Annotated in this window: 26 protein-coding genes; 15 read left to right on the top strand and 11 right to left on the bottom strand. The window is 65.4% G+C overall.

What is annotated here, in order from left to right; all coding sequences use genetic code 11:
- Nucleotides 1-57: 57 nt before the first annotated feature.
- The 5 genes from ACH3VR_RS14185 to ACH3VR_RS14165 all read right to left on the bottom strand — a co-directional run bounded on the left by ACH3VR_RS14185 (nucleotide 58) and on the right by ACH3VR_RS14165 (nucleotide 3912).
- Complete coding sequence (locus ACH3VR_RS14185) at nucleotides 58-1185, bottom strand: alpha/beta hydrolase family protein (protein WP_397556957.1); 1128 nt, start codon at nucleotides 1183-1185, stop codon at nucleotides 58-60.
- Nucleotides 1182-2138, bottom strand: coding sequence for a hypothetical protein (locus ACH3VR_RS14180; RefSeq protein ID WP_397556956.1), 957 nt, complete (start codon nucleotides 2136-2138; stop codon nucleotides 1182-1184). The genes ACH3VR_RS14185 and ACH3VR_RS14180 overlap by 4 nt, the downstream gene beginning before the upstream one ends.
- On the bottom strand, nucleotides 2138-2653 hold the full coding sequence (locus ACH3VR_RS14175; protein ID WP_397556955.1) for a hypothetical protein: 516 nt from the start codon (nucleotides 2651-2653) through the stop codon (nucleotides 2138-2140). The genes ACH3VR_RS14180 and ACH3VR_RS14175 overlap by 1 nt, the downstream gene beginning before the upstream one ends.
- Before the next feature lie 90 nt (nucleotides 2654-2743).
- Nucleotides 2744-3379 carry a helix-turn-helix domain-containing protein gene (locus ACH3VR_RS14170; RefSeq protein ID WP_397556994.1) on the bottom strand — a complete coding sequence of 212 codons (636 nt, stop codon included), beginning with the start codon at nucleotides 3377-3379 and terminating at the stop codon, nucleotides 2744-2746.
- A 215-nt stretch (nucleotides 3380-3594) separates the two neighbouring features.
- A complete protein-coding gene (locus tag ACH3VR_RS14165; protein ID WP_397556954.1) occupies nucleotides 3595-3912 on the bottom strand; it encodes a hypothetical protein in 318 nt (105 codons plus the stop codon).
- A gap of 214 nt (nucleotides 3913-4126) precedes the next feature.
- On the opposite strand from ACH3VR_RS14165, the gene ACH3VR_RS14160 reads away from it, so the two are divergent.
- The 8 genes from ACH3VR_RS14160 to ACH3VR_RS14125 are packed head-to-tail and all read left to right on the top strand — an operon-like array spanning nucleotide 4127 to nucleotide 13419.
- On the top strand, nucleotides 4127-4864 hold the full coding sequence (locus tag ACH3VR_RS14160; protein WP_397556953.1) for a hypothetical protein: 738 nt from the start codon (nucleotides 4127-4129) through the stop codon (nucleotides 4862-4864).
- A gap of 1 nt (nucleotide 4865) precedes the next feature.
- Nucleotides 4866-5477: a M23 family metallopeptidase gene (locus tag ACH3VR_RS14155; RefSeq protein WP_397556952.1), complete on the top strand. Its 612-nt coding sequence runs from the start codon at nucleotides 4866-4868 to the stop codon at nucleotides 5475-5477.
- Between the two features lie 21 nt (nucleotides 5478-5498).
- Complete coding sequence (locus tag ACH3VR_RS14150) at nucleotides 5499-5798, top strand: hypothetical protein (RefSeq protein WP_397556951.1); 300 nt, start codon at nucleotides 5499-5501, stop codon at nucleotides 5796-5798.
- Nucleotides 5798-7246, top strand: a complete 1449-nt coding sequence (locus ACH3VR_RS14145; protein WP_397556950.1) for a hypothetical protein — start codon at nucleotides 5798-5800, stop codon at nucleotides 7244-7246. The genes ACH3VR_RS14150 and ACH3VR_RS14145 overlap by 1 nt, the downstream gene beginning before the upstream one ends.
- The gene (locus ACH3VR_RS14140; protein ID WP_397556949.1) at nucleotides 7246-8736 is read left to right on the top strand and encodes an SCO6880 family protein; all 1491 of its coding nucleotides are present in this window, start codon (nucleotides 7246-7248) and stop codon (nucleotides 8734-8736) included. The genes ACH3VR_RS14145 and ACH3VR_RS14140 overlap by 1 nt, the downstream gene beginning before the upstream one ends.
- Nucleotides 8736-10331 carry a hypothetical protein gene (locus ACH3VR_RS14135; protein WP_397556948.1) on the top strand — a complete coding sequence of 532 codons (1596 nt, stop codon included), beginning with the start codon at nucleotides 8736-8738 and terminating at the stop codon, nucleotides 10329-10331. The genes ACH3VR_RS14140 and ACH3VR_RS14135 overlap by 1 nt, the downstream gene beginning before the upstream one ends.
- A complete protein-coding gene (locus ACH3VR_RS14130; RefSeq protein ID WP_397556947.1) occupies nucleotides 10331-11602 on the top strand; it encodes a ParA family protein in 1272 nt (423 codons plus the stop codon). Before ACH3VR_RS14135 ends, ACH3VR_RS14130 begins: the two co-directional genes overlap by 1 nt.
- Nucleotides 11599-13419, top strand: coding sequence for a type IV secretory system conjugative DNA transfer family protein (locus ACH3VR_RS14125; protein ID WP_397556946.1), 1821 nt, complete (start codon nucleotides 11599-11601; stop codon nucleotides 13417-13419). The genes ACH3VR_RS14130 and ACH3VR_RS14125 overlap by 4 nt, the downstream gene beginning before the upstream one ends.
- Nucleotides 13420-13457: 38 nt before the next feature.
- Here ACH3VR_RS14125 and ACH3VR_RS14120 read toward each other — a convergent pair whose 3' ends face one another.
- Nucleotides 13458-13694, bottom strand: coding sequence for a hypothetical protein (locus ACH3VR_RS14120; RefSeq protein ID WP_397556945.1), 237 nt, complete (start codon nucleotides 13692-13694; stop codon nucleotides 13458-13460).
- Between the two features lie 110 nt (nucleotides 13695-13804).
- On the opposite strand from ACH3VR_RS14120, the gene ACH3VR_RS14115 reads away from it, so the two are divergent.
- Together ACH3VR_RS14115 and ACH3VR_RS14110 are read left to right on the top strand one after the other, a co-directional pair.
- A complete protein-coding gene (locus ACH3VR_RS14115) occupies nucleotides 13805-14275 on the top strand; it encodes a hypothetical protein (protein WP_397556944.1) in 471 nt (156 codons plus the stop codon).
- A 37-nt stretch (nucleotides 14276-14312) separates the two neighbouring features.
- Nucleotides 14313-14759: a single-stranded DNA-binding protein gene (locus tag ACH3VR_RS14110; RefSeq protein ID WP_397556943.1), complete on the top strand. Its 447-nt coding sequence runs from the start codon at nucleotides 14313-14315 to the stop codon at nucleotides 14757-14759.
- Between the two features lie 84 nt (nucleotides 14760-14843).
- On the opposite strand, the gene ACH3VR_RS14105 is transcribed toward ACH3VR_RS14110, so the two are convergent.
- A complete protein-coding gene (locus ACH3VR_RS14105; RefSeq protein ID WP_397556942.1) occupies nucleotides 14844-15104 on the bottom strand; it encodes a hypothetical protein in 261 nt (86 codons plus the stop codon).
- Between the two features lie 115 nt (nucleotides 15105-15219).
- Here ACH3VR_RS14105 and ACH3VR_RS14100 point away from each other — a divergent pair, with 115 nt between their 5' ends.
- A complete protein-coding gene (locus ACH3VR_RS14100) occupies nucleotides 15220-15507 on the top strand; it encodes a hypothetical protein (RefSeq protein WP_397556941.1) in 288 nt (95 codons plus the stop codon).
- A 13-nt stretch (nucleotides 15508-15520) separates the two neighbouring features.
- Here ACH3VR_RS14100 and ACH3VR_RS14095 read toward each other — a convergent pair whose 3' ends face one another.
- Nucleotides 15521-18538, bottom strand: a complete 3018-nt coding sequence (locus ACH3VR_RS14095; RefSeq protein ID WP_397556940.1) for an AAA family ATPase — start codon at nucleotides 18536-18538, stop codon at nucleotides 15521-15523.
- Between the two features lie 254 nt (nucleotides 18539-18792).
- Nucleotides 18793-21009: a KAP family P-loop NTPase fold protein gene (locus tag ACH3VR_RS14090; protein WP_397556939.1), complete on the bottom strand. Its 2217-nt coding sequence runs from the start codon at nucleotides 21007-21009 to the stop codon at nucleotides 18793-18795.
- An 85-nt stretch (nucleotides 21010-21094) separates the two neighbouring features.
- Between ACH3VR_RS14090 and ACH3VR_RS14085 the strand changes: the two genes are divergently transcribed.
- The 3 genes from ACH3VR_RS14085 (at nucleotide 21095) to ACH3VR_RS14075 (ending at nucleotide 24427) form a co-directional block, all read left to right on the top strand.
- Nucleotides 21095-22837, top strand: a complete 1743-nt coding sequence (locus ACH3VR_RS14085) for a DNA integrity scanning protein DisA nucleotide-binding domain protein (protein WP_397556938.1) — start codon at nucleotides 21095-21097, stop codon at nucleotides 22835-22837.
- Between the two features lie 163 nt (nucleotides 22838-23000).
- A complete protein-coding gene (locus ACH3VR_RS14080) occupies nucleotides 23001-23819 on the top strand; it encodes a GNAT family N-acetyltransferase (RefSeq protein ID WP_397556937.1) in 819 nt (272 codons plus the stop codon).
- 149 nt (nucleotides 23820-23968) lie between these two features.
- Nucleotides 23969-24427, top strand: a complete 459-nt coding sequence (locus ACH3VR_RS14075; protein WP_397556936.1) for a DUF488 domain-containing protein — start codon at nucleotides 23969-23971, stop codon at nucleotides 24425-24427.
- Here the strand turns inward: ACH3VR_RS14075 and ACH3VR_RS14070 are convergent.
- On the bottom strand, nucleotides 24424-25248 hold the full coding sequence (locus tag ACH3VR_RS14070; protein ID WP_397556935.1) for a hypothetical protein: 825 nt from the start codon (nucleotides 25246-25248) through the stop codon (nucleotides 24424-24426). The two genes, ACH3VR_RS14075 and ACH3VR_RS14070, sit on opposite strands and share 4 nt — an antisense overlap.
- A gap of 123 nt (nucleotides 25249-25371) precedes the next feature.
- Here ACH3VR_RS14070 and ACH3VR_RS14065 point away from each other — a divergent pair, with 123 nt between their 5' ends.
- Nucleotides 25372-26340: a hypothetical protein gene (locus ACH3VR_RS14065; protein ID WP_397556934.1), complete on the top strand. Its 969-nt coding sequence runs from the start codon at nucleotides 25372-25374 to the stop codon at nucleotides 26338-26340.
- Nucleotides 26341-26451: 111 nt separating this feature from the next.
- Here ACH3VR_RS14065 and ACH3VR_RS14060 read toward each other — a convergent pair whose 3' ends face one another.
- Entirely contained in the window at nucleotides 26452-26700 is a 249-nt protein-coding gene (locus ACH3VR_RS14060) for a DUF2188 domain-containing protein (protein WP_397556933.1), read from the bottom strand.
- Between the last annotated feature and the right edge of the window lie 149 nt (nucleotides 26701-26849).

Here is a 26849-nt window from a genome sequence, read left to right as displayed (position 1 = left end):
GATCGAGCCCGCGCGCACGTCGACCACGAGCTCTTCAGGGTTGGCAGACTCGGCTCATCACGGGGACCACTCGGGTTCGCGCGATCGAAACCACGATGTCAGCGCGGTCCTGAAGACGTCAGGGTCAGCGTTCGCCTCCCAGCCGTGTTGTGCTTTAGCGGTCTCCACGACGGAGACGTTTCCTTTTCCTCTAGCAAAGTCCGTCGTGAGCTCGAACGGAATCTCCTCGTCACCCGCGGAGTGCAGCACGAGCGTCGGGAGGTTCACGGTGTGGTCGTGAGTCCAATCGAGCCGATCGAAGTCGATCGGGCTCCGCAGCCCGATCATCTTGCTCGCAACCGGAGACTCGAGAACCCAAATCACGATGCGCGCCAGAAACCTCGGCAGCCCCGCGCGGGCGACGCCCTGCGTGACGATGCGTCGCCAGTTCGTTGCTGGAGCCACCAATGCGAGTCGGTCAATGGCTGTTGGCTGGTGCCGGAGCAACTCGAGCGCGACACCGGCGCCCATCGACCAGGCCACGACGTACACGGCGGGAGCGCCCTGCGATCTCGCGTAGGCGATGGCATCGGCGAGATCGGTCCATTCGCGCTGACCGAGGTAGGAAACCGGCGCAGCCGGCCCGTCTCCCGCGCCGCGATAGGTGATGACGAGCGATGTCAGTCCCGCATCTCGCGCGACCGCGACCGAGCGAAGTGTCACCAGTCGCGACGTCCGGATACCTTGGACATGGATCACCCACGGCTTGCCCTGGCCCGCGGCTCGGAACAGCCAAGCCGGCGCGGAGGTGCCATCCCGAAGCGGCACCGTGACGTCTTCCCAGTTGGGATCGATCTCCGCCGGGCTACTCATCACGTGCCCGGTCCACTGTGCATCGAATGCCTCTGTCGGCACCGGCGTGGTTGACTTCACCAGGCGACGGACAACGTGCTGCCCGTCCGATCGCACCACCGCTCCAACGAGTGCGTGGTGCTCGAATTCCTGACCGAACCAAAGCCCGTAGTTCCCGGGCACCGCGGTGAGCGGGGTCTCGGGCAGCTCGATGGTCTCGCCGACGCGACGTGCGGTGATCACCTTGCGACGAGGCCTGACGCCTACCACCCGCAGAGCCAGGGCGCGGATCAGCAAGGCGATGGGTGCAAGCACCATCGCCAGCGCGGCGGCCACGATGATGGCAGGAATCACGCGGTGACCGCCTTCGGGTCGACGCTCGTCATCCTGACCACGGCCGGCGCCCTCATCTGCCGGTCGAGGAGCTGCGCCGTGGCGCGCAGGAGAACGCGTTCCCGCCGGCTCATCGGCTCACTGTTCGCAATGTCGGTGAGCCGCACTGCGAGCCGGTACGCCTCATGCACCGGATCCTCGTCCGGGATCGCGGTCAGAGTCATGCCGCGGTCGACGTTCGCACGCTTCAGCAGCCGACTGAGAGCAGCATTCATCGGCCTCCGACTGGCTCTCACGATCGCGATCGCCATGATGCCCGCGCAGACCAGTACGACACCCCCGTAGAACGGGATGACGAACAGACTGCCGACGAACTCGACCGGCGCCGTTCGACCCTGCCGAGCGACCCGCAACGTCAGATAGGCAATCTCGATCAAGCTGGCCAGCAGGATCGCCCATGCACCAACCCGGATGAGCACGTAGGGGCGGGGTTGGCGCCCACGGATTCCGATGAGCATGCGAGTCATGATGACGATGACCCAGATCATGTAGATCGACGCGTAGGCCCAGAGGCCCAACTGCGCAGCGTTCTCCTTGATGAAGTCATCGGAGGTCCCGCCGCGGTGGGCGATCAAGAAGAACGGGACCGCGAACGAGAGATACATCGCGGGCAGTTCCCAGAGACTGCGCGGATGGAATCGGGTCCCGTCGAGAGTCCGCGCCGCCTGCATCACGAACCAGAACGCAGTCGTCGCCAGCAGGTTCTGGATGAGGTTGACGACGTTCGCGCCGCCCATCCATCCGTCGATGACGGGGAGCGGCACGACGACACCCACCATGAAGATCGCACCGAGGCCCGTGATGGTGGCGATCCAGGTGAGACGGCTCGATGGCTCTCGTATCGCTGAAGGCAGCCGAAGCAGCGTGAGGATCAGCAACGCAAGAAACGCGACAGTCTCGATGCGCACCGTCATCAGCCGAACACCGCCTCGTCGCGACCGTGGCGGGGCCGCAGCACGAGCCGAGAAAGCATCTGCGAGAGCTTCTCTGCCTCCGCCTCCTTCACCAACTCCGGGTCGTTGAAGTCGAGGTCGGCCTCGAAGTCTGGCGTCACGATGCCTCGCGCGAGCACAGTCTGTCCCGCGCGCACATGATGACGACCCGGATGCTTGAGCGGAAGCGTCGCGCAGCCGGCGTGCCCGAACACCACATGCGAGAGCTCATGCAGGACGGTGTGGAACTGATACCACCGCGGATCGGACTTCCGCACCAGGATCTTCGCGGAGTCGGGAGTCAGCAGCACAAGTCCTGTGACGTTCTCCCAGTCGCGATCGCCGACGGGCTCAATCTCTATCTGCCGACCGGTGGCAAGCGCAACCCGCTCGACGATGTCGGCGAGTTCGACATCCGTGGGGAGGTTCAGCCGCTCGATCTGCGCGTTGGCGCGACTTCGTAGCTCTTGCTGGTTCCGAGAAGCGGTGTAGGTCATGGCAGTCCGTCCTCCGACCGCCTCGCCTGCGAAGCGCTCGCCCGACTCCTCCACTGTACGCGCATGCGCAGTCGAGGGCGGCCGAGTGTTTTATTGCGCAGAGATTGATCGCAACGACTGCGCGATTGCGCGCAACGCTGCAGGAGAGACTTCGCCAACGGCGCGCGCCGATATGGAGTCCGCACCAGAGATCTTCAGCGCCTCGCGGAACTCGAGGTTGGCTTCTGCCGCCTCGACAGCATCCTCGTCCTCGAGATCCACGAGATAGCTCGATGAGATTGCCGTGTACTCACACACACCCTCGAGCACTCGGACGCGCACAGAGTCGCCAGCCCTACCCGCGAGGAGCGCGGACCACTCATCGGCTTCGAGGGAGACGCCGCGTTCAGACAGCTGCGTCATCAGTGCGCCGACATCGAACGGGGTCCCATCGGCGCGAGGCGCGCCCGCCACGGCGGCGAGTCGCCGGCCCAGCTCAGCGGGTCGAGTTTGCACCATGGGTTCGAGGTCGTCGCGCGCACCGGCTACAGCGGCAACTCGAGATATCTCATGCGGGTGGGTCCCGAGCGCACGCGCGATGTTCTCGATGTCGTTTGCATCGAACGGCGCGGCACCCCGCAGACGTGCGTAGTAGTAGCTCGAAGACATGCCCGAGCGCTCAATGAGCTCCTGGTTCGTCATCCCGGCAGCGTCCCGCAGAGTCGAGACGGCTCGCACAAGATCCATCGACCATGCGCCAGCCTCACCGAGTGAACGTCTACCCACGGAAACAGGTTATCGCGCAGACTGAGTCAAACTCTTGCCTAATTGCGCACAGGCAGAGGTAACATCGCTCTATGTACGCATCCGCGCGAGCAGGACTGCTGGAATACGCAGGCTCGGCTCGCCGCACATCGTCCCGGGAGACATCACGTGCGGTCAGCGCGCACCGGGCAGGCGGGCTAGAACTCCCCCAGCACCTGATTCAGCCGCATGACCATCTCGGTGACCTGGGCGTCATCGACCGAGTACCGAATCCGCTGCCCGCGGATCGCGACATCGCGCGGAGGATCCGCGATGATCAAGCCCGCGTCGAGCAGCTTCTCCAGCCCGTTGGCCACGGTCATTTTCGGGATCTCGAGAGCTTCGGCGATCTCGAGCCTGGTCTGGGCGGGATGCTTCCGCAGGTGGCCGATGATGGTCGCCTGCATGATGTTCCCGAGAGCGTTGATGGGATCCTCCGCGTACTCACTGTTCGCGGGGCGGGTGTAGCGGGGCACAAGTCCAGTCTGTCTCAGGCCCGATTCACTCGTCCAGAAAACAGAAGCAAAAAATGCTTCACATGTCTAGCGTAGCGCTATATGCTTCGCTTATGTCAAGGGAAGCGATTGCGACAGTGCGGGGGTGGTCGGACTCCTCAGCCCGACGTCAATTGCCGTGCGCGTCCTTCTCGCTGGGTGTTGACTCCGTCCTGACGATTCAGGGAGGCACCCAATGATGGCTACCGGCAAGCGCAGCCGACGAGGCGTGATCTGGGCAGTCCTCGGAGCCGGAGTGCTCGCGATCGCGATTATCGCGATCCTGGCCAGTGGGCTCTTCGGCCAATCACCCACCCCGACCAGGACGAGCGAGCCAGCACCCGACCCGAGCTCCACGACAACCCAGGCCAGCTCCCCCAGCCAGGCGGTCGTCGACGAGAGCGCGACGGAGAACGGGTGGATCCCCGAACCGATCACCACCGACCCAGACCCTTACATCCGCGCAGCGCTGGCCGCAGCCTCCACGTTCGACACCCAGAAGAGCACACGCAACGAGTGGCTGAGCTACCTCGACACGTGGTTCACCCCCGATACGCGCTACACGTCAGCACAGGATCGCGAGGACGACATGCGCGCATCGCAGCTCGAGCTGCGTCAAGGCGTCGTCTTGCCGGAGGACGAGTGGAACTCGCTCGCCAACGAAGACGGCCGGGTCGTCGCCGCGGTGCGAGGCGACATCACCTACAGCGATGTTCCCGACGACACGTCGGGCGACATGACGATCGGGACCGCCGACGTCATCCTCACCTACACGCGGGCCGAGGCCAGCGGTAAGGAAAGCTCATATGACGAGACCGTGCGCGTGAGCGTCCAGGTGCTCTGCGGCGAGGGATCGATCCCTACGCCCGACAGCGCTCAGCAACCCGGCGACTGCAAGGTGGTCCGCTACTTCTCGGGGTCACTGGAGCCCTGACATGGGTGTCCCGGTCGCGGCCGTTGCAGCCCTCGCGAATACGAGGATCGGCCGCAAGATCGCGATCGGGACGCTCCTCATCATCGCGCTCGCCGGCGTGCTGATTCTCACGCCGCTGCTTGCGATCCCCTTCGCAGTCGCGGGTCAATCGATCGCTGCTGACGGGGGCAAGCCGTCGGCTCCCGCGGCCAAGGGCGACTGGGGATATCCGCTGGCCGGCGACTACTTCAAGGGTCGTGGCTTCGGCTACAACCCGGTGCTCGGATGCAGCTATTGCTCGACCGACCACCAGGGCTACGACATGGCGCAGGGGTGCGGAGCCGCGGTCTATGCCGCCGGCCCCGGTCGAGTGATCACCGCTGGGACCTACCAGGGGTACGGCAACGCAGTCCGGATTGACCACGGCGACGGTCTTGTCACCCTGTACGGCCACATGCAGTGGAACTCGCTGCTCGTCGGCGTCGGCGATCAGGTAGTCGCCGGAGTCCCGCTCGGCGCCGAGGGCAACACGGGCAAGTCGTTTGGATGCCACCTGCACTACGAGGTGCGCCAAGCCGGCACACCGATCGATCCGCAACCGTTCATGGCCGCACGCGGCCTCCCGCTCAAGTGACACGCAACAAGGGAGCACATCATGCGATCCACACAGACGAGACCGGCCGACGTCGACGTCCCGGACATCCAGCCGGACTTCACGGCGCCGTTCTTCCAGGGCTTCCAGGTCGTCGCGTCCTACATCCTCGCGGGGGCGATGATCGTCGTCCTGATCATGCTGATCATCGCGGGCGCGGCACTGGCGTTCCGAGGGCTGGCCTCCGATCGCGTGCGCACGTGGGCAGGCGAGAACATCCTGTGGATCTTCATCGCCGCGGCCGTGCTCGGCGCCGCGAGCGGCTTGTTCAGCTGGTTCGTCAACTTCGACTTCGGCTTCTGATGACCAGACCACGCATGTTGCTCGTCGGATGCCTCGTGGGCATCGGATTTGCACTGGGTGCGCTCGCGCCGGCGCAGGCTGCGAGCGCGGCGGTTCCGCCAGCGGACGGTGCCGCCGCGGTGACGGGAGAGCCGTGGTCCTCGCCCGCCTACCCGGTGGACTGCCTTCGCGCAGGCTCCCAAGTCACCTGCACCCCTCAGAACACCGCGGATGTCGAACCGCAGCAGTGCTTCATCAACGTCTTCGTCGACGGCGCCAAGGCCACGGTCTGCACGACTTATGAAGATCACGTCGCGGCGATCAAAACCAGTGGGGGCAAGCCGCTCCTCGTCGAGTATGGGTGCTCGATCGGTGACGTCGTGTGCGTGACGTTCGAGAACGCGGGTCGAGGCATGGCGCTCTCGGCGACCTCGATCATGTTCGCGGTCGCGCAGAACATGAGATTCGACACCTCGTCGACCCTGTGGACCGCCGCGACGAGTGAATGGTCGTTCTGGCAGTGGGCGATCCTCGCCGTCCTCTTCGGGGCGATGGTCTGGGCGATCGCCGCCGCGATCGTCTCGGGTGATCGCTCCGAACTCGTCGGGGCGATAGTCCGCAGCTTCATCGCGTTTCCCGCGACGGCGATCACCTTGTGGGCGACCGGGCATCTACTGAACGCGATCGACGACCTGACCTGGTACGTGATGAATCGTGAGGGCCCCGACGCCCTCTTCGCGACGTTGCAGTCCGTCATGTGGGCCGGCGGGCACGCGAACTACTTCTTCGCCTTCGTCCTCCACGGACTGCTCATGATCGGGATGCTGCTCCTGATGCTCGTGTTCGCATTCCGCAACATCGTGCTCGCCGCCCTCATCGCAGTCGGACCGATCGCGTGGATGCTATACCCCGTTCGCGCCGTAGGGCCGCAGTGGGTGGTGCGCTACGTGTCGGCAGTCGTGGTTCTCCTGCTGACCGGTCCCTTGACGATCGGATTCGTGACCCTCATCGTCAACGGCCTCGCCGCCGTGCGGACGATCTGGGACCCGCAGTCGTGGCCACTCCTTGTAGGCCTCGTGCTCGTCGCCTTCGCGCCGTTCGCCGTGTTCGGTCTCTTCAGCTTCGTCGGCGCGGTGGCTGCCGACTCGGTCGGATCGCGGGTCGGCTCTGGCGCACGTCAAGCCGCGTCCGGCGCTGCCCGATCGGCATCCCGTATCCCCAGCAGAATCGGCGCCACTCCCGCCGGCGTTCGGTCGGGTTCGCCGAAAGCCGGGTCGGCCGGCGGCCCGGCAAGTGCGGGCGGATCCTCGAGCGGAGGTCCCACTCGTGGCCCGGCCGGCCCCACCGGTCCCGCGACCCCAGGACCGTCGCGCCCTTCGAGTCCGTCACCGACTTCTGCCGCTCCACCGACCGCTGGCCAAGCACCAGTGGGCTCGCCCCCGGCGCGGCGCACTGAGAGGACTGCCTGATGACCACTCCGGATGTCGCCCGCCCCGTCCGACTCCCCCGTCGCTCACGCCAGGGCGTCGTGATGGGAATGGACCCGTGGCAGCTCACCTGCGTCGCCTTCGCCGCAATTGTGGTGCTGGTCGCGGTCAACAGGTTCGGCCCTCCTGGGCTGCTCTACGCGGCACCCCTCTACCTCCCGGTCGGCGCTTTCGCCTTCGTGACGGTGCACGGCGACTCCGCGCCCCGGCAGGTCGGGCTGTGGCTCATGAAGCAGCTCCGCCACGCCACCGGCGCCACCCGGCATCACTTCCGCCCCGAGCGATCTCACATCGCGGGCACGCTCAACATCCCGGGCATCCGCGCATCGGTGCAGCTGTGGGACGTCGAAGGCGTCGCATGCGTCTACAACCCGCACGACCGCTCCGTCTCCGTAACGGCTGAGGTCGAGGTCGAGGGCTTCCTCATGAAGGACATCCCGGAGCGCTTCGATCTGGCGCAGCAGTGGTCGCCAGTGCTGGCGTCGTTCACGCAGCGACCCGGCATCAAACGCGCGGTCCTGCAGGAACGCACGATCCCGACCACGATCCGTGCGGCGCGCGATCACTATGAGGGCGTTGTGCTGCGCCGCAGTGCGGATGCCGCATCCCCCGTGAATCGGAACTACGAGCGCGTGATGGATCGCTCGGAGCGGTTCGCGGTGTCGCACCGCAACTACCTGACATTCACGCTGGATCTGATCGCGCTCGGTCCTCAGCTGAAGGCGCTCGGTGGCGGCGAACGTGCCGTGAAGTCGCTTGCTGCGCTCGAGGCGCGCAATCTCGCAGACGCCCTCCGCGCATCGCGGATCACTGTGCGCCGGTGGCTGTCGCCGCGCGACATCGCGGCACTCACGAGGATTGCCTTCGACCCCGAGTTCGCTGCCAACGTGCAGAACCGACCGGACGACCGGTCAGGGGTTGATCCCGCCGCGATCGGACCGACGTACCTCGAAGAGCCTCGAGGCAAGAACGGCATCGTCTACAGCGACTCCGGTGTGCACACCACGATGTGGATTCACGAGTGGCCCCGGTCGGACGCGGCGGTGGGCTTTGTCGAACCGATCGTCTTCGCCAGGATGCCGTCCACCGGCGAAGCGATCACCCACATCTTCTCGATTGTCCTCACACCCGTGTCGGTGAAGAAGGCGATGAAGCGCATTGAGGACGACAAGAAGGTCTGGCGAGGGAACGAGAAGCTCCGGGCGAAACGCGGCGCGGACGGGTCTGCGGCAGACGCCGCGGACTGGGAGGCGCTCGAGCGGCAGGAGGAGGAGATCGTGGCGGGACACGGCGAGTTCCGGTACGGGGCGTATCTCACCGTGACCGCCCCCGACGAGGCGAAGCTCGACGAAGCCATCGCGGGCATGCGCAACGCGCTCGCGCGTGCGGGGATGGAGCCCCAGATCCTCTACTGCCAGCAGGCGGAGGCGCTCATGGTGAACGCGCTGCCCGTCGGACTGGGGATGAAGTGATGACCCGCCACGCTGCAGTCTTCGAACCCGAGGACCTCTCCAAGCGCGAACGACGCGAGCTCCGACGGGCTGTCGCGACGTCGACCCGGGAGTCGCGCCCCACCCGGATCACACGTCGAGAGAACGCGATGCCGGGCGCGGTCGTGCCCGGTCCCTTCGGCCCTGGGCTTGCGGAGGGCGGCTACTGGAACCTCGCGCGCCCCTCTCTTGCCGCCCACCAAGCGACCTCGCGACAGATCGCAGGCATCTATCCCTTCATCGCAGACGCGGGTCTCGGCCACAGGGGTCCGATTCTCGGCGTTGACCTCAACGCCGATGCGCTCTGGCACTTCTCGCCCTGGGAGGCGTACGCCGATGCAACGAGCCGCGGCACCTTCTCGACGAATCTGCTCGTGCTCGGCGCGTATCGGGCCGGCAAGAGCGGCACCGTCAAGACTCTCGTGACGCGCTCAATCGCGTTCGGACACCAAGCAGTGGTGCCGTCCGATCCCAAGGGCGAATGGGTGGCCGTCGCCGAGGCGATCCCCGGCGGTGTCGTCATCCGCATCGGCGGCGGCAGCGCCGCGCGCCTCAATCCGCTGGACCGGGGGCCCCGTCGCATCGACGCCGACGACGAGCAGGACGAGAAGATCGTGCGACAGCGGCGCATCACCACACTCGTCTCGCTCGTCGAGATGGCTCTCGGCGGCACGCGTCTGACAGCAGTAGAGCACGCCGCGATCCACGAGGCGCTCGCACGGTGCATCGCCGCTACGGCAGATCGGCCCACTCTCCGCGGGGTCTACGAAGAGCTTGGAAGCATCGTCGCCGATGCGGGCACGGATTTCCGCCTGTCCGACGGCGCCGTCCAGCCGCGGTTCGTGCTCCGACGATTCGTCGAGGGTGACCTGTCCGGGCTCTTCGAGGACGACTCCACGGTGGCCTTCGACGCGGAGGCTCCGATCGTCGTCGTCGACACATCCGAGCTCTTCGCGCGCAGTGAGCTCGTGGCGCAGCTCACGCAGGTCTGCACCACCGCCTGGATCCAGGCTGTGGTCTCAGATCGGTCGGCTCGTCGCACCCGCTACCTGATCAGAGAAGAAGGATGGCGCGACATGACTTCCCTCGCGTCCCTGCAGATGTTCCAGCAGTGGCTGAAGCTCTCGCGCCATTACGGCATCAGCAACATCATCATCCTCCACAAGATGGGCGATCTGGATGCTGTCGGCGATGCCGACTCGAAGGAGCGCAATCTCGCTTACTCGATCGTCGGCGACATCGAGAACAAGTTCATCTTCCGCGTGAACCATCAGGAGTCTTCGAGTCTCCGCCAACGCCTCAACATCCCGGCGACGCACGTGGACGATGCCCGTCGGCTGCGGATGGGCGTCTTCCTCGCCTACGTGGGCCAGCACTCCTACGTCGTGGACTGCTTCGCGACGTCGACTGACTGGGAGTACAAGCTGTTCAAGACGGATGACGCCATGGAGCCGCACGCCCGGCAAGACACAGACCTCCATTTCGTCGACTCGGCGGAGCTCGACCGCCTTTGGCCCGACTCCGCAGACAACAGCCTCGACGGCTGGCTGACCTCGACACGAAAGGAGGCCCAGTGATGACACTCGACACGCGGCCGCGGGCTCACGCCTCGGTGAGCGGCCCGATCGCCACCTTCACATCGCCCGACGGCCGCACCGAACCGATCGCAGCCGGCACCGACGAAGACATCCGCGATCTGATCGTTCAGCGTGCCATCACGGAAGCGCAGCGCTGCGGCATCCCGGTCGAACTCGTCACCTCCGGAGACCGGGGCGAACATCGCCTGCTGATCGAGGCAACCGGTCTCGTCTCCGCCGCTCCTTGGCCTGCCGACCTCACCGACCCATCGCAAAAGGGAAAGGAGGTGAGCGAACAGGCTCCGGAGCAGAGTTCCTCGCAGTCCAGCCCTGCCCCGGAGCCTCGCTCTCGCACCTCCTTCATCGCCGGGCCACGAAAGGCGGCACTCCCCCAGACCGGGTGGCGCGGACTGCTGGCACGCGTCGGCATCCCGATCAAGCCTTCTCGCGGACAGGCGGCCCGGGCGGAGAACGCGCGTCTCGTCTCCCAGCAGTGGGCGGGATGCCGCACGATCGCCGTCGTCAACGGCAAGGGTGGCGTCGGAAAGACGATGACGACCGCGATGATCGCGGCGATCTTCGCCCGATACGGCGGCGGGAACGTGCTGGCCTGGGACAACAACGACACACGCGGCACGCTCGGCTGGCGTACCGAACAGGGGTTGTACGACACGACCATCCGCGACCTTCTCCCCGCCGCCGGCGAGCTTCTTGCCCCGACAGCATCCGTGTCCGACATCACTCGCTTCGTTCACCACCAGAGCGTCGATCGCTACGACGTCCTGCGGTCGAACCCGGAGCTCTTGGCGACCGATCAGCGCATCGCTCAGGCCGAGTTCGACCTCCTCATGCGGGTCGCTGCTCGCTACTACCGGATCGTCGTCTTCGACTCCGGCAACGATGAATCGGCCGACCGTTGGCTGCGGATGATCGACTCCGCGTATCAGCTGGTCATTCCCACGATCACGGCGCCGGAGTCCGCTGAGTCGGCGGCGCTGCTGCTCGATGCGCTGCGCAAGCGCGACGAGCGCTCGCGCTACCTCGCCGACCACGCCGTGGTCGTCGTGACCCAGCAGGAACCGGCATCCGTCAGTCGTACTTCTGGCATCGTCCGCGGATTCGCCGACCAAGTGCGTGCGGTCGAGTTGGTTCCGTTCGATCCGGCACTCAAATCGGGAGCCCTTCGGCTCGACGGTCTGCGGCCGATGACGCGAGACGCCTGGGTGCGCGTGGCGGCAGCAGTCGCGCAAGGACTTCAGGGACAGTCATGAATGAAGAGATGCTCGGCAAAGCCATCGCGGTGGTGATCGCCATAGGGGTGGTACTCAGCCTCGTGTTGTCGTTCATCACCGAAGCGGTGACGCAGCTCGCCTGCGACGCCCGCCCCCGAGCACGCAATCTCTTCTCGGGATTGTGGCTCGCGATCAGCGGCGACCCCGCGTCGTACATCGCCCCCGAGGGATGCGACCTTCCCGTCATCCCGATCCGGATCCTGGATCTCGTCGTGATCCTCCTGGTCGCCGCAGCGGCCGTGGCGGGGGTCATGGCGTACGGCCGTTATCGCCAGTCGGACGCCGCGTTCGTCGCTGATCTGCGCTCCCGCCCGGGATTCGGCGAGGCATCCGAGATCCGCAAGCACATTTCGGCGAAGGCGGTGCTTCGCCGTGCGCGTCAGCTTCGTCCGGACGTCACGCGCCCGCGTCCGACGGATGTCGGATGGCGCGTCGGCCGCTCGAGGAGCATGGATGTCTTCGTCTCGATCGAGGACTCGGTCGCGCTTGAGGGGCCGCCGCGATCCGGCAAGGGCTACCGCGTCCTGATCTCGGCGATCCTCGACTGGTCCGGTCCGCTCATCACGACCTCGACGACCAACGACAACCTGACCGCGACACTGCGCATGCGTGAGCGTCGTGGCGACGTGCATGTCTTCGATCCACAGGGGCTCTCCGGCGTGCGGCATCCGCTCCGGGTCTCGCCGATTGCCGGCTGTGAAGATCCCCTCGTCGCGATGCAGCGCGGCGCGGCGATCATCACGGGCACAGCCCTCGGCGCTTCCACGACCAATGCCGAATGGGCTCAGGCCTCGGGCGTCGTGCTGGGTCGGCTGCTCCATGCCGCGGCGGTCGGAAATCGGTCGGTCGCCGACCTCTACAACTGGGGCACGAGCCCCGTGGTCGCTCGTCAGGCTGCAGTCGACGTCCTGCGAGCCGACGGCGCTCCAGGCTGGGGCGACAATCTCGAAGCGACTCTCGCGGGAGACGACAAGCTGGTGTCGTCGATCTGGTTCGGCGTGAGCAACGCCGTCGCACCGCTCGCGGTCCCCCAGATCCGCGAGACGCTCATGCCCCGCCCGGGTGACCGGATCTTCGACCCACGCGAGTTCTTGGATGCTGCCAACACGCTGTATCTCATCGGCTCGGCGTCGGGCGCGTCAGCGATGGGCGGATTCCTCGGCGCCATGCTCGATGACATCGTCGAGGTGGCCCGCATCCGCGCACTCGCCAGCCCCGGATCACGTCTGACCCACCCACTCGGGCTCATTCTCGACGAGATCGTCAACATGTTCCGCTGGGGCAACCTGCCGCGGATCATGGCCGATGGCGGCGGACGCGGGATCTGTACGTTCGTCGTCCTGCAGGCGCTGTCCCAGGCCGAGACGTCGTGGTCGCGCGCGGAGGCCGACACGATCTGGGCGGCAGCCACCGCGAAGGTCCTCCTCGGCGGCGCATCGCACGTCGACCACCTTCGCGACGTCGAGGCACTGCTGGGAAACCGCCGTACCCGCAGCACCCAGCGATCGTGGTCGTCCCGCGAGGCCGGCCACTCTACGAGCGAGCACCATGAGCGGCTGCCGCTGATGTCTGTTGACGAGATCCGTCGGATGCCACAGAACGTCGGCCTGCTCGCCTACCGCAACCGCCGCGGCGTTCTTCTCGACCTTTCCGGCTGGGATGAGCGCCGAGACGCGCGAGAAATCATCTCGGGCAAGCGCGACACCGAGACCGAGCAGCGAATCGTGTTCAATACCGCGGATGTGCGTGCTCCACGTGAGCCTGTGGCCGATGCCGAGGTGGTGACCGACGAATGAGCAATAGCCGAAAGTCCGGTCCGGGCAACTCCTACCGATCAGCGTTCCTGCGGTCGCCCGCGTGGTTCGCGCGACGCGACCGCTGGTTCCGCAAGCAGCAGCGGCTTGGGCGCCCCCTTGCATGCGTCGCCTGTGGCCGAGTCGCGCGCGCCGAGCATCTTGAGCTGCACCACCTGGACTACGACGGCGTGCGCCTCGTCGACGGCGCATGGCGCGCCTTCGAACGCCATGAAGACCTCGTGCCGCTGCATCCGTACTGCCACGAACTTCTTCATCGCCTCATCGATCGAGACGTGGTGCTGTCGCGGCACCGCTCACGACGAGTGGCATCGATGCTCGCCCTCGACCGGCTCCGGGCAAAACTGACCGACCGGGAGGAGTCGCGGTGAACGAGCCTACCGACGCCGAGGTCGACGCCATCGTCGCAGCCGACCTCGCCAGGTACGGGAACCGAGCCGGCCCCTCTACACCGCTCGGAGTGCACGTCGTCAACTGGCGTCAGCTCCCGGATGCAGACGCCGGCCGGGAGTGGACCGCGTTGAGGGAATGGGTCGAGTGGTTCACCGTGCGCTACCGCGTTCCTGCCAGCGTCGTGCCGAACTGCTGGTGGAAGCACGGACCTCTCGTCGAAGAGCTCTCCGCCCTTCATACGGCGCACCTCGCGGCCTTCGACTCGAGCGACAACGGGCTCGGGCCGATCAGCTGGCATGAGCGCCTCGCCCAGGCCCTTCCGCGTCTCAGCCGGTCCGGCGCCGGATGCACGAGCGTACACAGCGACACGAGACCCCGCTCTTGGACGGCCGCGACCGACGACGCGGAATGGGACGCGTGGACCAGCCAGGCCCACGCTCACTGAGACGCCACGCCGCGTCTCCCGACTGGAAGGAAGAAGGATGACCACAAGAATCCCGGTCACCATCGAGGGCAACCTAACCGGTGATCCCGAGCACGGCACGAGTGAGGGCGGCAACGACTACGCCCGATTCACCGTCGCCGTCAACGACCGGCGTCTCAACGAAACGACGAACCGATGGGAGGACGCTGGCACGGTCTTCCACCGCGTGGTGGTGTTCAGCCAGCAGTCACGACACGTCGCCGACTCGCTGCGCAAGGGCGACAGCGTGATCGTCGCCGGCGATCTCCGATTCGGCACTTACGTCGACAAGGAGACCGGTCAGACCCGCGAGACCCGTGATGTCGTGGCGGACAACGTTGGGGCGTCGCTCAAGTTCGCGAGCGTCGCCGTCGACCGCGCCCCAAAAGCCACGAGCCCCGGAGCTGACGCCTCGGGGCCGGTGGTAGCGCCGGTCTCTTACACCGGCGCTGGGATCGCTCGCTGACCCATCGCAACAGGGGCGGGCAGGAGTCACAGTACTCCTGCCCGCCTTGTCCTGTCTGCACGGGATGCCGCTGATCGGCCTGCGTCAGGCGTAGGCGTGATGAACATGCCAGTCGTCCTCGCCGCGGTAAACGTCGAAGACATACGACTCCCCCGCCTCATCGGTGCCCTGGAACCGCCATCCGTAGAGACCTCCGCCGCCGGACGACCCTGCACGCCAGATCGAATCGCGCAACCGCGTCGGCATGTCGGTGACACGCCACCGCCGGCCCGCGTAGAACATGCGCGCCGGGATGTCGTCGACCAGCCATAGGGTCACTTCGTGTTCTACCTCGACGGCGCTCATGTTTCGAAAGTGTAGAACATATCTTCGAGCTACTCTAGAGCCGTGCATAACCGGGTGAGGGGATGTCCGGGCGATGTCGAGCTCAAAGAGATACGCCGACCATTACGACCGGCTCATGGATGAGCGCATCCTTCGCCGCATCGCGTCCCAGAGCCCATTGCAGACGCTCACCGACAAGGAGCTGCAACGCGACGTTCTCCCGATCACCCGCGACCCCCAGCCCAAGCCCTGCAAGGCATGGGTGAGATTCGGCCCCCACGCGGTGCGAGTCGATGCGGTCGTCGTCGCATGGAATGACGTCGCGTGCGGCATCCAATTCTCGATCGGGGATCGCCCAGCTCGGTGCTGGGTCTGGGCCAATGCGGTGACTCCGGTTCCGCAAGCAAGAGCACCGGACGAGTAATGATGGCAGCGGGCTATAGCGAGCGGCTTGGGCCACCAACGCCGGTGGGGCCCGTGGACGGACCCGACGATTGCGCGAGCGACCTCGCTCGCTCCTCTGTCTGACAGCGCAAGGGATCCATCCTTCGTCGCGCTCCGCGCTCGGCCTCCGCGAGATCAGTCGCGCGAGTCTGCGATGTGTAGGTGCTGCCGAGGGCTTCGTACTCCGACCGCCTCAGCGAAAGGAGATCGGCAAGCCGATCGCGGGAGCCCGCAGGCGCCCTCTCGGGTCCCGGTTCAACTCCGCGACCGTGACCATTGGCGTCGAGAGCGGCGATCCTTGCGTCAACGCGAGCGAGAGCGCGCGCGCCGTCGATCAGCCAGTCCCTCAGATCGCCCAGGCGCTCGAGCGCATCCCGATCGCGCTCCCGGCTTGCGCTGACCAATTGGTCGATGGCAGTCACACCGCCGTATGGTCGACGGGTCCGATCATTCCACGCGGGCAGGTCCGGCTCTCCGATCGGCGCGCGCGCCGCGCGTCCGAGTTCGTTCCGTGCTGCTCGCATCGAGTCGTCGATGCTCACCTCGAGCGTGCCGCGCATCATGCTATCTGCCACGTGCTCCCGCGCCGCCCCAGCACTGCGAGCGATCGCGATCGCTTCGTTATGCGCGCGCCCGCGCGTCATGCCGACATAGAGCCCTGATGCATCCACCCCAGGACCGACGATCGAGGCGTCGGTGGTCTCTCCCTGGATGCCGTGGACAGTCGAGGCGTAGGCCAGGTGCACGTGGGCCGCTGCATACTCCAGGCTCACTTGGCGTAGATCACCGCTGTCGCTGATGCTTACGAGCTCCAGCGCGTCGGGGAGGATACGCCGGATCGTCCACAGCGCGCGGTTCTCGACATCCGCGTTCCGGTCGTTAAGTCGGGTCTGGACGATGTCGCCCTCGAGCAGACGCTGCTCGCCCTGACCGACTGCGAGTCGGACCTGCCTGAGCTGGCCGAGTTCGAGACGACGCTGCTGGATCGCCTCGTTGATCGCGTCCGCTTCTTCGTTGGTGCCCGTCACGATCGCGATGCGCTTGCGCTCATTCGCCCAGCGGAAGTACCCCTCGACCATCACGTCGCGCGCGTGCGCGGCATCCGTCACTCGGTGGATGAGCCCCTTCTCGTCGAGCTCCCGTGCAACAACGAGCGCTTCGTCCTGGGATGCCGGTTCGCGCATGCGGAGCGTCAGCGATGCATAGTCCGGGTCTCGGAAGCGGTGGACTGCCGTCAACTCCACGACCGCGCTCGCGCGCCTGGTCATGCAAGCCATCGCCCCCGCATGGCCCACCGGCATCGCCTGAAGGTGATCGCCAACCATCGCGATTCCTGCGCCGGTCTCTTCGGCGATCATGGCCAGCGCGCGCGCCGTGTGAAGATCGACCATTCCTGCTTCGTCGACGACCACGCGGTCGCCCTCGGCCAGCACGAAGCGACGGGGACCTTCGTAGAGGCGTCCGGTGACAGCATCCGCGTCTCCCGGGTAGAGGCGGGTCCACACCTCGGCGCCCGCTTCGTCTCTGCCCCATCGCCAGCCGTGGTCTGCGAGCAGCGCGTGCAGGCTTGAAGCCGGCGCGCCGATCTCGCGGCCGGCAACCGACGCGGCCTTCTTGGTGGGCGCGACGACGAAGAGGTGGCGTCCCTGTTGACTGAGTGCCACCCGCGCCACGCGTAGCATCGTCGTCTTTCCTGCGCCTGCGGGTCCCGTCACCGAGACGAGGCGATCCGTGCCGGCGATCGCCGAAGCTGCGGCAACCTGTCCGTCGTCGAGCGTGGTCTCGCCGTCGAGGACTTCAGCAGCGTGGTCGATGATCTCGCTCTGCTGGACCGGCCTTCCGGCCTGGGTGAGCGCGTCGAAATGGGCAGCGAGCTCGACCTTCAGCGCGGCGGTCGAAGCGGCCATAAAGCCTTTGATGTGCGAAGGACGATCCACCTCATCCCCGAGCAGATCAACGCTGAGCAGGTGTGCACGGGCGACGACGTCATCGATCAGCTCCTGAACAACGGACCGTTCTTCGACGATTCCGGATGTCGCGACCGCCCGAGTCGCACCGGCGCGGACGTCGTACAGGCTGAAGCGGCCACCACAACCTGTCGAGCGGGCGTTGGCGTCGACGATCGCCATCGCCGCGAGCAGGTCTCGATCGAGGACCCCGATCACTCGTCTCCGCGGCGCCAAGGCCGCTCGCGTCCGAAGCATTCCAAGATCGATCGCGAGGAGCTCCGCGCGGATGAGCTCTTCCCATTCCGACTCATCCAAGACGTCAGGCTTGTTCGGCCGATTCTTCGACCACGCGAGCCGATCGACCTGTTGCAGAACGTCGTGGTCGGGCTCCTGACCCGGGTGCTCCGCACGCCAGTCGAGAAGCAGCTTTGCCCGGTTCGCCTCTATCTGGTTCGACCTGCGGGACAGCGGACGCACAGCATCCGCAAGTTGAGCAATCTCGCCATCTTCGTTCAACGTGAAGCCGTGCTCGGCGAGCGCGCGCAGCCATCGCGGATCGGTTCGGGCGGCGAGTTCTCCCTCCGCGTTGATGAGCGTGTGGAGCTTCATCGCGACTCGCGAATCGACGTTCGACCACTTGCCGTCTTCGCCTTGCACCTTGACGTTGAGCCACAGGTGCCGGTGGATGTGCGGGTCGAGCGCCCGCGACCGTCGGTGCCGAAGTTCGACCACCTCGATCTTGTCAAGTGCTTCACGGATGCTGCCGCCGGCGCCGCGCCGGGCATTCAGCTCGCGCTGCCAGGTGGTGATGATGCGGTCTCGCAACCGGTCCTGAAGGGCCTCGAACTCCCTCGCGAGCTCGGGGCTGATCAGGGCCGCGATGCTGTACGACTTGGGCGCGTTGATGGTTCCGTCAAGGATGAGGTCGGCATTCGGCGACTTCAGCTCGCGGCCGCGCTGCTCGTCGGTGAGCGGGTCGTGACCATCGACCCATGCACGGAGTTGCTGGGCATTGAGCGCATCAACAGCGATCTCGCCGGCCGTAACCGTGAAGCGAGCCACTCGCGCATCGTCGGCTCCGCTGTACCCGGCGAGCGCCTCAACCCCCGTCGCCGTCCGGAGGTGTGAGTCGCAGCTCCCCTTGAAGGCGTAGGCCATCGCCTGCCGAACACCTTGTGAGTCGACACCCCGCTTCCACCGCTCGAGGCCTCCGCGCACGTGGCCAGGGTACGCCGATTCTGTCTAACTATCGAGTGCTTACACAGAAAGTGCCTGCGTGCATTGCTTCTATTGCTTCTCGCACTGCCCTCGTCCTGCTAGCGTGATCCGGTTTCGGTCTCGTCGAGGTTGGGCTCATGCAGAGCGGCCTCCTCTTCCAGCATCGTCGCTTGGAAGTGCGACTGTAGAGTCGCTAGAACGAAGGCCCGCCTGTTGTCAGGGGTTGCTGGGGCCTCCCGTTCTATCGAGGGCAGAGCCCGTTGGATTTCGTTCGCAAGGTCCGACTGCACCCTCGCCAAACCAACCACGCGATCAACGAACTGCAGATCCAGGCCGTCGATTCGCGCCACCGGATCGCGGACTCCCAACGGGATTATGGTCCCCACCATGCGGGCGAGCAGATCGAGGACGGGCCAGTCCCCTTGAGTCAAGCGGAGATCGGCCCACCGCTGCACCGCACCAGAATCCAACCGCTCCCAGGTACGAATGAGGTACCAGACGTCGTCCGGGTAGTCGAGGGGATTTGCCGCGGCCTGTGCCTCAAAGGCGCCTGCTATCAATCGGCCGAGGCGTTGTTCGGACGGGAGCGAGCCGGACGCACGAGCTTCGCCCTGTTCCTCACGGCGCAGGTGTGCCCCATCAACGAGGAACGCACAGAACTGCAGGATCTTTGGATCGCTCCCGACGCCCGCAATGAACGCGTCCGCGTTGCGCTCATCAAGACCGACATAGAGGTCCCGACCGAACCACCGAGCGCGCATCCTCGAGTCGGCGATCTCTTTGTGCTCCGGCAGTTTTTCGAACTGGCGTGCCAGCCACGTCAGCCCTGGTAGAACGGCGGTGTCACCCGGCCGCCAGAGCAGACTGAGCTTTCCAATTACTAGATTTGCGCGCTCCGGCCAAGCAGCCTCGACAATCTGCCGTTCCAGTCCATCGCGGCGCTCGAGGATTTGTCGACTCGCTTCGGCGACCACGCGGTCCGAAAGATCCTCTTCAGGAACGCCCAGCGCAAAGAACCTGTCAAAGTAGTCGGGATTGGAGATTCGTCCGGGCCCGGGCTTCCACCCCGAGAAGACTTGCGGCGTGTCTGACCACTCGTGCGCGAATCGGGGGAACAACAAACCGACCAGTTCAGCCACGCCGGCGGTGCGGCTCGGGTCAACACGTGCCGTCGAGAAGAAGTCGCGCCAATAGCGATGGTCCGCGTCCACATCGCGGCCCCGATTGCGGCTCCCCAAAGTAGCCCAATCAAACTCGCCGAGTAAACGGCTTCGGTTGTCGATAAGGCCGCGATAGATCAATGGCTCAGACGCGCGGAGCCAGCTCAACACGAGAAAGTCCACGAAGTCGACCTCGCCCCGCACCTGGCTCAAAAAGGCATCGACCTGAGCGAAGTACCTCTTGATGGCGCGGGGAGTGGTCAGCCGAGCTCGAAGGTGGCCGAAGTAGGCCCTTGAAAACCGCGACTCAAACTCGGAATCGATTTCGACGGAATGACGCTCCGCGAGCGCCTCAACCTCATGGTCGACCCACGTCGAGACCTGCTCGCCTCGTAGCGGGGGAACGTCGAGACGTATCTGGACAATCTTCTCCAGGTAGTCGATCGCCCTCCGCGGAGTATCTGCGCCGATCAATCCCGTACGTCCCAGTGCATCCAGGAGGGTGTCCTCGTCATAGGCGAGCAGGTAGTAGACGTTTTTCAGACGCCCGGCGAGTCGAATGAGCTTGAAGAGGAGCAACAGCTCGGCAGGGTCGAGGCGGTCGACATCGTCGATAACGACGAGGATCGGGCGGTCCGCCTTCCGCAGCTCAGACTCAACGGCAGTCTTCACGCTCTCGATGCTTGTTCCGCCCCGAATCAGTGAAGACACACCACCGATGGCACCGGACGCATCAACACCGACCACGGCGCCCAGACTTCCCAAGGGCGCAAGCGCGTCCCCTAGGTCGGCGACTCGCTGGCGAAACTTTCTCCATGATCGGTTGTTGGGCACCGAAGAGGAGAGCTCACGGAAGAATCCCGACTGCAACGACGCCAAGTCCTGGTAGTACCACGGGTTGAACTCCGTGATCACCCATCTCCGCTCTGTCCGCTCAGTCGACCGCATACGGTTGGCGATGCCGTTCAGGATGGACGACTTTCCGGAGCCCCAAGGCCCGATCAATCCGAGGACTGATGAATTCTGCTGACGTCCCACCTTCTCGAGCAGCGCCACGATTGATTCAACGAACGTCTCCCGGTTCAGATGACCGCCGTCACTGTCGGGGGGTAGCGGGTCATCGGAGAACCACGTTCCATCATCACGTTCTTCCACGTGGATTGCTTAGCAGGGTTCTCGTCAGCCCGTCGCTGAGGCGCGCTCGGTCCATCGATGCCCGGCCACTCGGTAACGTGTGGTGATGGCAAGGTTCGGCCCGGATGGCAATTGGTACATTGACCAGTTCATGTGGGGCTACCAGGGAATCTTCCGGCGGAATCTGGCCTACCGAACAGACCAGGCCTTCAAACAGATAGGGCTCAGCCTCGATCCCGAGGCAATGCTCGTTGGTTTCGCCGCTCCAGGTCGAGATGGGTACCCGATCTGCGTCGAGCCCGAAGATGGACCGTGGCAACCGGAGCATTTCTCGCAAGTCCTCCAAGCAGCCGACGACCTCTTCGCGACCGATGACGACCGCCGCCGGATCGTTACGGGCGATGGCCAGCAAGCAGCGTTCGATAGCTCGTCCTTGGACCGCGTTCGACGGGTCGCGCTGCATAGCGCATTGATGGCCGCCCAGATCTATCCGGATCGCCTCTACTTCGTGGGCGGCTCTCAGATCGTCGGCGGGTACCGAACCTTCCCGATACTCGCTGTTTCGGCGAGGGAGTGGGATGCCGTGCCAGAGCTGCCGCCATACGACCAGACGTCGATGCGCATCAGCAATTCCCTAGCCGACGAACTCATGTATCGCGTGCTCCAGAATGCTTCGATCAGTCTGTCGGTGGGAAGCAATCCGTCGGAGCTTCTCTCGATCGCTCGAAGGCCGGCCGGTGAACTGGCAGGCATAGCGGCCAGCGTCTTCGCCGATGGTGTCGCTACCCGTGTCGGTGGAATGCCAAGCGAGCTATTCGAGCATCTCACGGCGATTGCAATTGCCCCATACGAAGGCCGCCGTGCCGTAGGCCGCATTGCCTTCGTCAAGCCCGACGCGAGTCATTCAATGACCTTCCACTTCGGGTCACCGGTTCCCCTCAGCCGGACTCGATCCGCTCGCAAACTGCTCGAGATGAGCGGACGACAGACGGTGCTGCTAAGCGACGGGGCAGAGCTGTTTGGGGTGGTTGAGTCGATCGGCGAAGACCACTTCGAGGCGACGTTCGATGGCCGGGGTTCATGGACGCTGTCATATGCCGCAGTCGACTACCTAACTGTCAGCCAGGGTACGGGTCGTCTTCCCGCTCCACCGCTCGATCAGGAGCTCTTCTCCGATGTGCTCGCCCGCCTCTTTCCAGAAGCCGACACTGAGCCCGAGTCACTGTGGGAGTTGTCGCTAGTTGCGGCCCGTCAGGCTCACGGCACGATGCTCGTCATCCATCGCAGAGCCGACGAAGAAGCAGCACGATTGGCCGGGCAGTCGGTGCCGATCCAACCGATCAGGCTCGACAGCGCAGGCCTCGACGCCGCGTCCACAATCGATGGAGCCGTACTCGTAGCTCCCGACGCCAGATGTCACGCCCTCGGTGTCATCCTCGACGGCGTGGCGAGCGACCGCGGCGACCCGGGGCGCGGCGCTCGATTCAATTCGGCATCTCGTTACGTCGGAGAACATCGGCGCGATTGCGTGATCGTCGTTGTAAGCGAGGACGGCTCAATTGAGATGGTTCCGCCGCCGCGCCGACGCATCTCTCGATCGCTTCTCGCTCAGCTCGTGAGTGACGTCGTGGCCGCCAGCAGTGGCGATGTGGATTTCGAGCGATTTCACCGGCTGGAGCGGAAAGCCCTTGACTTTGCCTTCTATCTCAGTCAATCGCAGTGTGATGCACTTCATTCCGCTCGCGAGACTGTCGAGCGAACACGGTGGAGTCGATCTCAGATTCGGATGGGGGCTCCCACGCTCAGCCCCCACCCCGACATGGATGACTCATATTTCCTTGACGACTGACCCCAGCGCAACTCATACGCCGGGCGCCGTCCACCGCGCTCGCGCTCGTCGACTATGCGCAGTGCGCCGGCACCGCCTCATCCGTCTCGGTCTCGCGCGGTTCGCGGCAAGTGCCCTTGGGGCGCCGCTTGTCGGGCTGCCCGGTAATCTGGGGCGCTGCACGATGAGGGATCGTCAGCGGCCGCGGGACAACATCTGTGTCGGTGGTGTGGGTGACGATATCGGCGTGCTATTCAGTTCTCGTCCCAGGCCGGCAACTCCAACCGATCTTCCCTCCATCCTTGCCCTCGCGCGAGCGGAGTTCGATGATGCGAGCGCCGTGACGGCTCATGAAATTGCGGGGTGGGTCGACCACAAGACGCCCACGCTGGTCGTTCACGACGACACGGGGGACGTGATTGGCTACGCACGCGCGAAGCCAAATGAAGCGTTCGGCGTATCTCGATCGGCCGGCCAGACCGCCATCTTGGCTCACGTCGCGGTCGTCCCGAAGCACCGTGGCCTCGGGATCGGGCGATCGCTTCAGGAGCGAACTATTCGGACGTTGGCCATGCTGGGTTTCAGTCGAGTGTTCGCGCAGGTTCCGAATGAACTGGCGCCCTGGTACGCCGGACTCGGTTGGACGGTCCACCCGCCTGGCGAGGTCGTTGCCTGGGTCGAACCCCCCAACGTCCAGGACGACGAGCTCTTGCCCAGCGCCACATCGAGGACCTACGCGCCGATCTTGTGCATCGAACTTCTCCCCGACTACCCAGTGCTCGCCGAGCGGTGGATTGGGGATGGCCGACCTCTATTGAACTGGACTTTGGATGGACGCGTTAGTCCCGAAATGCTCCAGCATCGCGTTAGCAAAGCCCTGGCTGAACTGCTCGCGCTCGAGCCACAGCTGGCCGGGAGATTGCCGCAGGCGCTATGCGACGTGATTATTGATATGGACGCTGACAGTCCTCTGGCGAGGACCCTCGTGACGCTGGGGCGCTAAGGAGGGTCGAACGGGCTACTGCCCGGTTCCGGATCGGCATACCCCGCCGGCGGGTGGCCCGGACTACCCCCGTCCAGATGCGTCCGTTCTCGAATGAATCGGCCGACCCCGCTCCGATACCTTCCGGACGGCCCCGGTAGCCTGGGGGCATGTGGACGGAGCGCGGCGGAGCAATGGGCATCGGCTACGAAGGACGAACGATCGCCGAACTAGTCGGCGAGCTCCGAGGCCTTCGGGTGACGACCCTTGTGGACGTGCGCCTGAATGCCATCTCACGCAAGCGCGGGTTCTCGAAACGTGCGCTCGCCGAGGCGCTTCGGGCGGCTGGTATCGAGTACGTCCACCGCCCGGATCTCGGCAATCCCCAGGACAACCGGGCCGGTTATGCCGAGTCGTGGCAGTCCGAGACAGGCCGGGAGGCGCGCCTTCGATACACCGACTACGCCATCGCGACAGAGGCCGGCCACGCCGCGATCGCACAACTTGTCGACCTCGCAATTCAGCAGCGGATCGCGTTGCTCTGTTTCGAGGCGTCCGAGCTGCACTGCCACCGACGAGAAGTCCTCGCCGCTCTGCACGAGCGGCTCGAGCAGCTGGTCCACGCCTAGAACAGCGGCTGCTTGGATGCGACCTCAACGGGCGGGTAGTAGGTCCCAAGAACGCTGAACCGGCTCCGCTTGATCGCCGCCTCAAAGTTGCCCATGTAGAACGCGGTCGACCGCTTCGGATCGAACATCATCCGGCCGAATCGATCCTCGACCATCTCGCGTAGCCGCGGCATCGGGACCCGTGCATGCCTGTTCTGGAAGGCCGTAAGCTCCCAGTCCAAGTTCTGCCCCTGATGGCCGGGACATCCGGCCTCTTGGCATCGGTACCGGTACCGGAGCTTGAGCCGAGGCGCGCGCAGCGCGGGGGGCTTCGTTGGGGAACCGAACAGATCCAGCTCGCTCATGCTCATCGACTGCGCGATCTTCGCTCGCTCCTCCGCCGACCACCCCAAGTGATCCTCGAGCTCGATGCCGTCGAGGATCGCAACCCGGATGAGGCCAAGGGAGGGGGCGTCGTGGCGTGCCGCCGCAGCAGCCATCAACGCACACGTCGTTGTCGTCGGCACCAGGCCGAGGTAGTCACCACGGTGCGGCCACCCCTCCACCTTCTCGACAACGCGAATCGAGTCGACATCGGGCACATAGCTCTCGGGCCGACTGTCCTGCGTGCGCCGACGAACCGACGCTTCGATGATGTCGTACTTCGCGAACTGCCCGTCCGCCGGCATCCATCGAAACGGCACGGGATAGAGGCGGATCCACCGATAGGGCTGCACGTCGATACGGATGCCGGCGACGCAGACGGTGTCCCCGTACTTCGCCGAAGGCTGAGGTGTCGCCTTGACGACGACGAGGACCCGTGCGGACTCTGGGAGGGCCATGCCGCCGAGAGTAGTCATGGAGGCGCACATGGCCTGTGCGACGCGCCTCCGCGCCCATGACCACTGGCCGAGCCCTCCGCTATGGTCGCCATCATGACCGGCAGTCAACCGCCAGAAGTCGCAGTGACGCTCACCCTCGACGGCTTTGCCGAGGCGGATCACGAGCTGCTCGGCGGCCTCAAGGTGTTGCTTCTCGAGCAGGGGCTCTACGGGACTCTCGTCGCCGGCATCCTGGAACTCCTCCCGGACCCGTCCACGTGGCGACTCACCATTACGAACGACATTGTGGGCACCGTCAACCGCTTATCTGAACCAACCGAGGACGGCCCCTACACGACAGATCGAGGCGCGGGATACGTCGGAGCGATCACCGTCCCTTCCCCGGACGGTACCTTCGACATCGCGATGTCCGTGGAAGGTCTCCTTCTGACAGCACCAGAGAGCGCGAGCACTGTCGAGGAGTACCGCGACTACGTGCTCGAAGTCGCGCGTCACCTCAGCCGCCACGAAGCCGGACACGCCCTCCTCAGGCTCCGCAACGAGCACGCCACCGCCTTCAGCGACGCCGGTATCAGCGACCTCACCGAAGCATGGTGGGCGCTGCCACTCGCGAACCACATCGAGGAGAACCGGATCGAGCAGTACACCGCGACACATGCTCCGTCTCCGCGACTTCAGGTGGATCACCTCGCGGACGCTCTGGGACACCTCCGCGCCGAGCTCAACGAGGCGAAGCGCACCTGGTCCACCGATATCCGAGCGGCCGCCGACCGGACGAACATCGCGATCAACGACCTCATTCGGGTGCTCGCATACCTCGCGCCCGAGCTCGGGCTCGACGACAACGGTCGGCCAAATCGACCCCATCCACGGCCCGAAGGCTGGAACGAATACATCGAGGAAAGTTGGGATGCGTGGAGCCTCACGCTCCATGAGCTCAAGCCTGTCGACACTCCTATGACCGCACTCGAACTCCAAGGCATCCTCAAGTTGCTCTGCAGGCTGGTCGTGGTCTGGATGGACTCGATCGGCGTCGACGCCCTCATCACGGAAGAGGGTCAGTCGATGTACTGGACCGCGGACGCATACTGACAAGGAGACCCGAGCCGCACCGAGCTCGCCGGCTCCCGGCGCATCCCGGTCGCCGCTCGCCGCTGTCGAGTGCGACTGCCTCGACCCGGACGGGGCCGCTCGGCATGGCGCCTAATGTTCGCGGTCTCTAGGTGGGTTCGGGTCGTTGCCAGGCGCGACGGTGTCCTTACTTCGGATCCGCCCGTCACGCCCGTGCGTCACGACCTCCCCGCCTCCAGCGTTGCCCACGATCTGCTTCGCACGCCGCTCGGCATCCGCCTGCGTCCGCTCATGCCCCGACCGGCGCGCAGCCCCGGGCGCAGTGATGTCCCACCCGCCGTCAGGATTCGGCACGACATCCCGTCGATTGTTGTTCCCCATGATCAACCTCCTCGTCCGCCTCGACGCTAGCGGCCTCACACCACACCAACGAGGGGTTGACCGCCATGTCCGAAGCGCACGAAGATCCGCGCCCCGCCGCCAACGCTGCGCGAGCTCGGCGGCTGCGGTGGAGTGCAGCATTGCAGGTC

The sequence above is a fragment of the Microbacterium alkaliflavum genome (assembly GCF_044325405.1).
Classification (GTDB): domain Bacteria; phylum Actinomycetota; class Actinomycetes; order Actinomycetales; family Microbacteriaceae; genus Microbacterium; species Microbacterium alkaliflavum.
The sequence above is the reverse complement of the archived record's forward strand: the minus strand, read 5'-3'. Positions and strand labels throughout refer to the sequence as shown.

Excerpts from the sequence above, each read along its gene's own strand:
- ACH3VR_RS14180 (WP_397556956.1), bottom strand. The coding sequence starts at position 2,138 with ATGACGGTGCGCATCGAGACTGTCGCGTTTCTTGCGTTGCTGATCCTC.
- ACH3VR_RS14175 (WP_397556955.1), bottom strand. The coding sequence starts at position 2,653 with ATGACCTACACCGCTTCTCGGAACCAGCAAGAGCTACGAAGTCGCGCC.
- ACH3VR_RS14170 (WP_397556994.1), bottom strand. The coding sequence starts at position 3,379 with ATGGATCTTGTGCGAGCCGTCTCGACTCTGCGGGACGCTGCCGGGATG.
- ACH3VR_RS14160 (WP_397556953.1), top strand. The coding sequence starts at position 4,127 with ATGATGGCTACCGGCAAGCGCAGCCGACGAGGCGTGATCTGGGCAGTC.
- ACH3VR_RS14155 (WP_397556952.1), top strand. The coding sequence starts at position 4,866 with ATGGGTGTCCCGGTCGCGGCCGTTGCAGCCCTCGCGAATACGAGGATC.
- ACH3VR_RS14150 (WP_397556951.1), top strand. The coding sequence starts at position 5,499 with ATGCGATCCACACAGACGAGACCGGCCGACGTCGACGTCCCGGACATC.
- ACH3VR_RS14145 (WP_397556950.1), top strand. The coding sequence starts at position 5,798 with ATGACCAGACCACGCATGTTGCTCGTCGGATGCCTCGTGGGCATCGGA.
- ACH3VR_RS14140 (WP_397556949.1), top strand. The coding sequence starts at position 7,246 with ATGACCACTCCGGATGTCGCCCGCCCCGTCCGACTCCCCCGTCGCTCA.
- ACH3VR_RS14135 (WP_397556948.1), top strand. The coding sequence starts at position 8,736 with ATGACCCGCCACGCTGCAGTCTTCGAACCCGAGGACCTCTCCAAGCGC.
- ACH3VR_RS14130 (WP_397556947.1), top strand. The coding sequence starts at position 10,331 with ATGACACTCGACACGCGGCCGCGGGCTCACGCCTCGGTGAGCGGCCCG.
- ACH3VR_RS14125 (WP_397556946.1), top strand. The coding sequence starts at position 11,599 with ATGAATGAAGAGATGCTCGGCAAAGCCATCGCGGTGGTGATCGCCATA.
- ACH3VR_RS14120 (WP_397556945.1), bottom strand. The coding sequence starts at position 13,694 with ATGAAGAAGTTCGTGGCAGTACGGATGCAGCGGCACGAGGTCTTCATG.
- ACH3VR_RS14110 (WP_397556943.1), top strand. The coding sequence starts at position 14,313 with ATGACCACAAGAATCCCGGTCACCATCGAGGGCAACCTAACCGGTGAT.
- ACH3VR_RS14105 (WP_397556942.1), bottom strand. The coding sequence starts at position 15,104 with ATGAGCGCCGTCGAGGTAGAACACGAAGTGACCCTATGGCTGGTCGAC.
- ACH3VR_RS14100 (WP_397556941.1), top strand. The coding sequence starts at position 15,220 with ATGGATGAGCGCATCCTTCGCCGCATCGCGTCCCAGAGCCCATTGCAG.
- ACH3VR_RS14085 (WP_397556938.1), top strand. The coding sequence starts at position 21,095 with ATGGCAAGGTTCGGCCCGGATGGCAATTGGTACATTGACCAGTTCATG.
- ACH3VR_RS14080 (WP_397556937.1), top strand. The coding sequence starts at position 23,001 with ATGAGGGATCGTCAGCGGCCGCGGGACAACATCTGTGTCGGTGGTGTG.
- ACH3VR_RS14075 (WP_397556936.1), top strand. The coding sequence starts at position 23,969 with ATGTGGACGGAGCGCGGCGGAGCAATGGGCATCGGCTACGAAGGACGA.
- ACH3VR_RS14070 (WP_397556935.1), bottom strand. The coding sequence starts at position 25,248 with ATGGCCCTCCCAGAGTCCGCACGGGTCCTCGTCGTCGTCAAGGCGACA.
- ACH3VR_RS14060 (WP_397556933.1), bottom strand. The coding sequence starts at position 26,700 with ATGGGGAACAACAATCGACGGGATGTCGTGCCGAATCCTGACGGCGGG.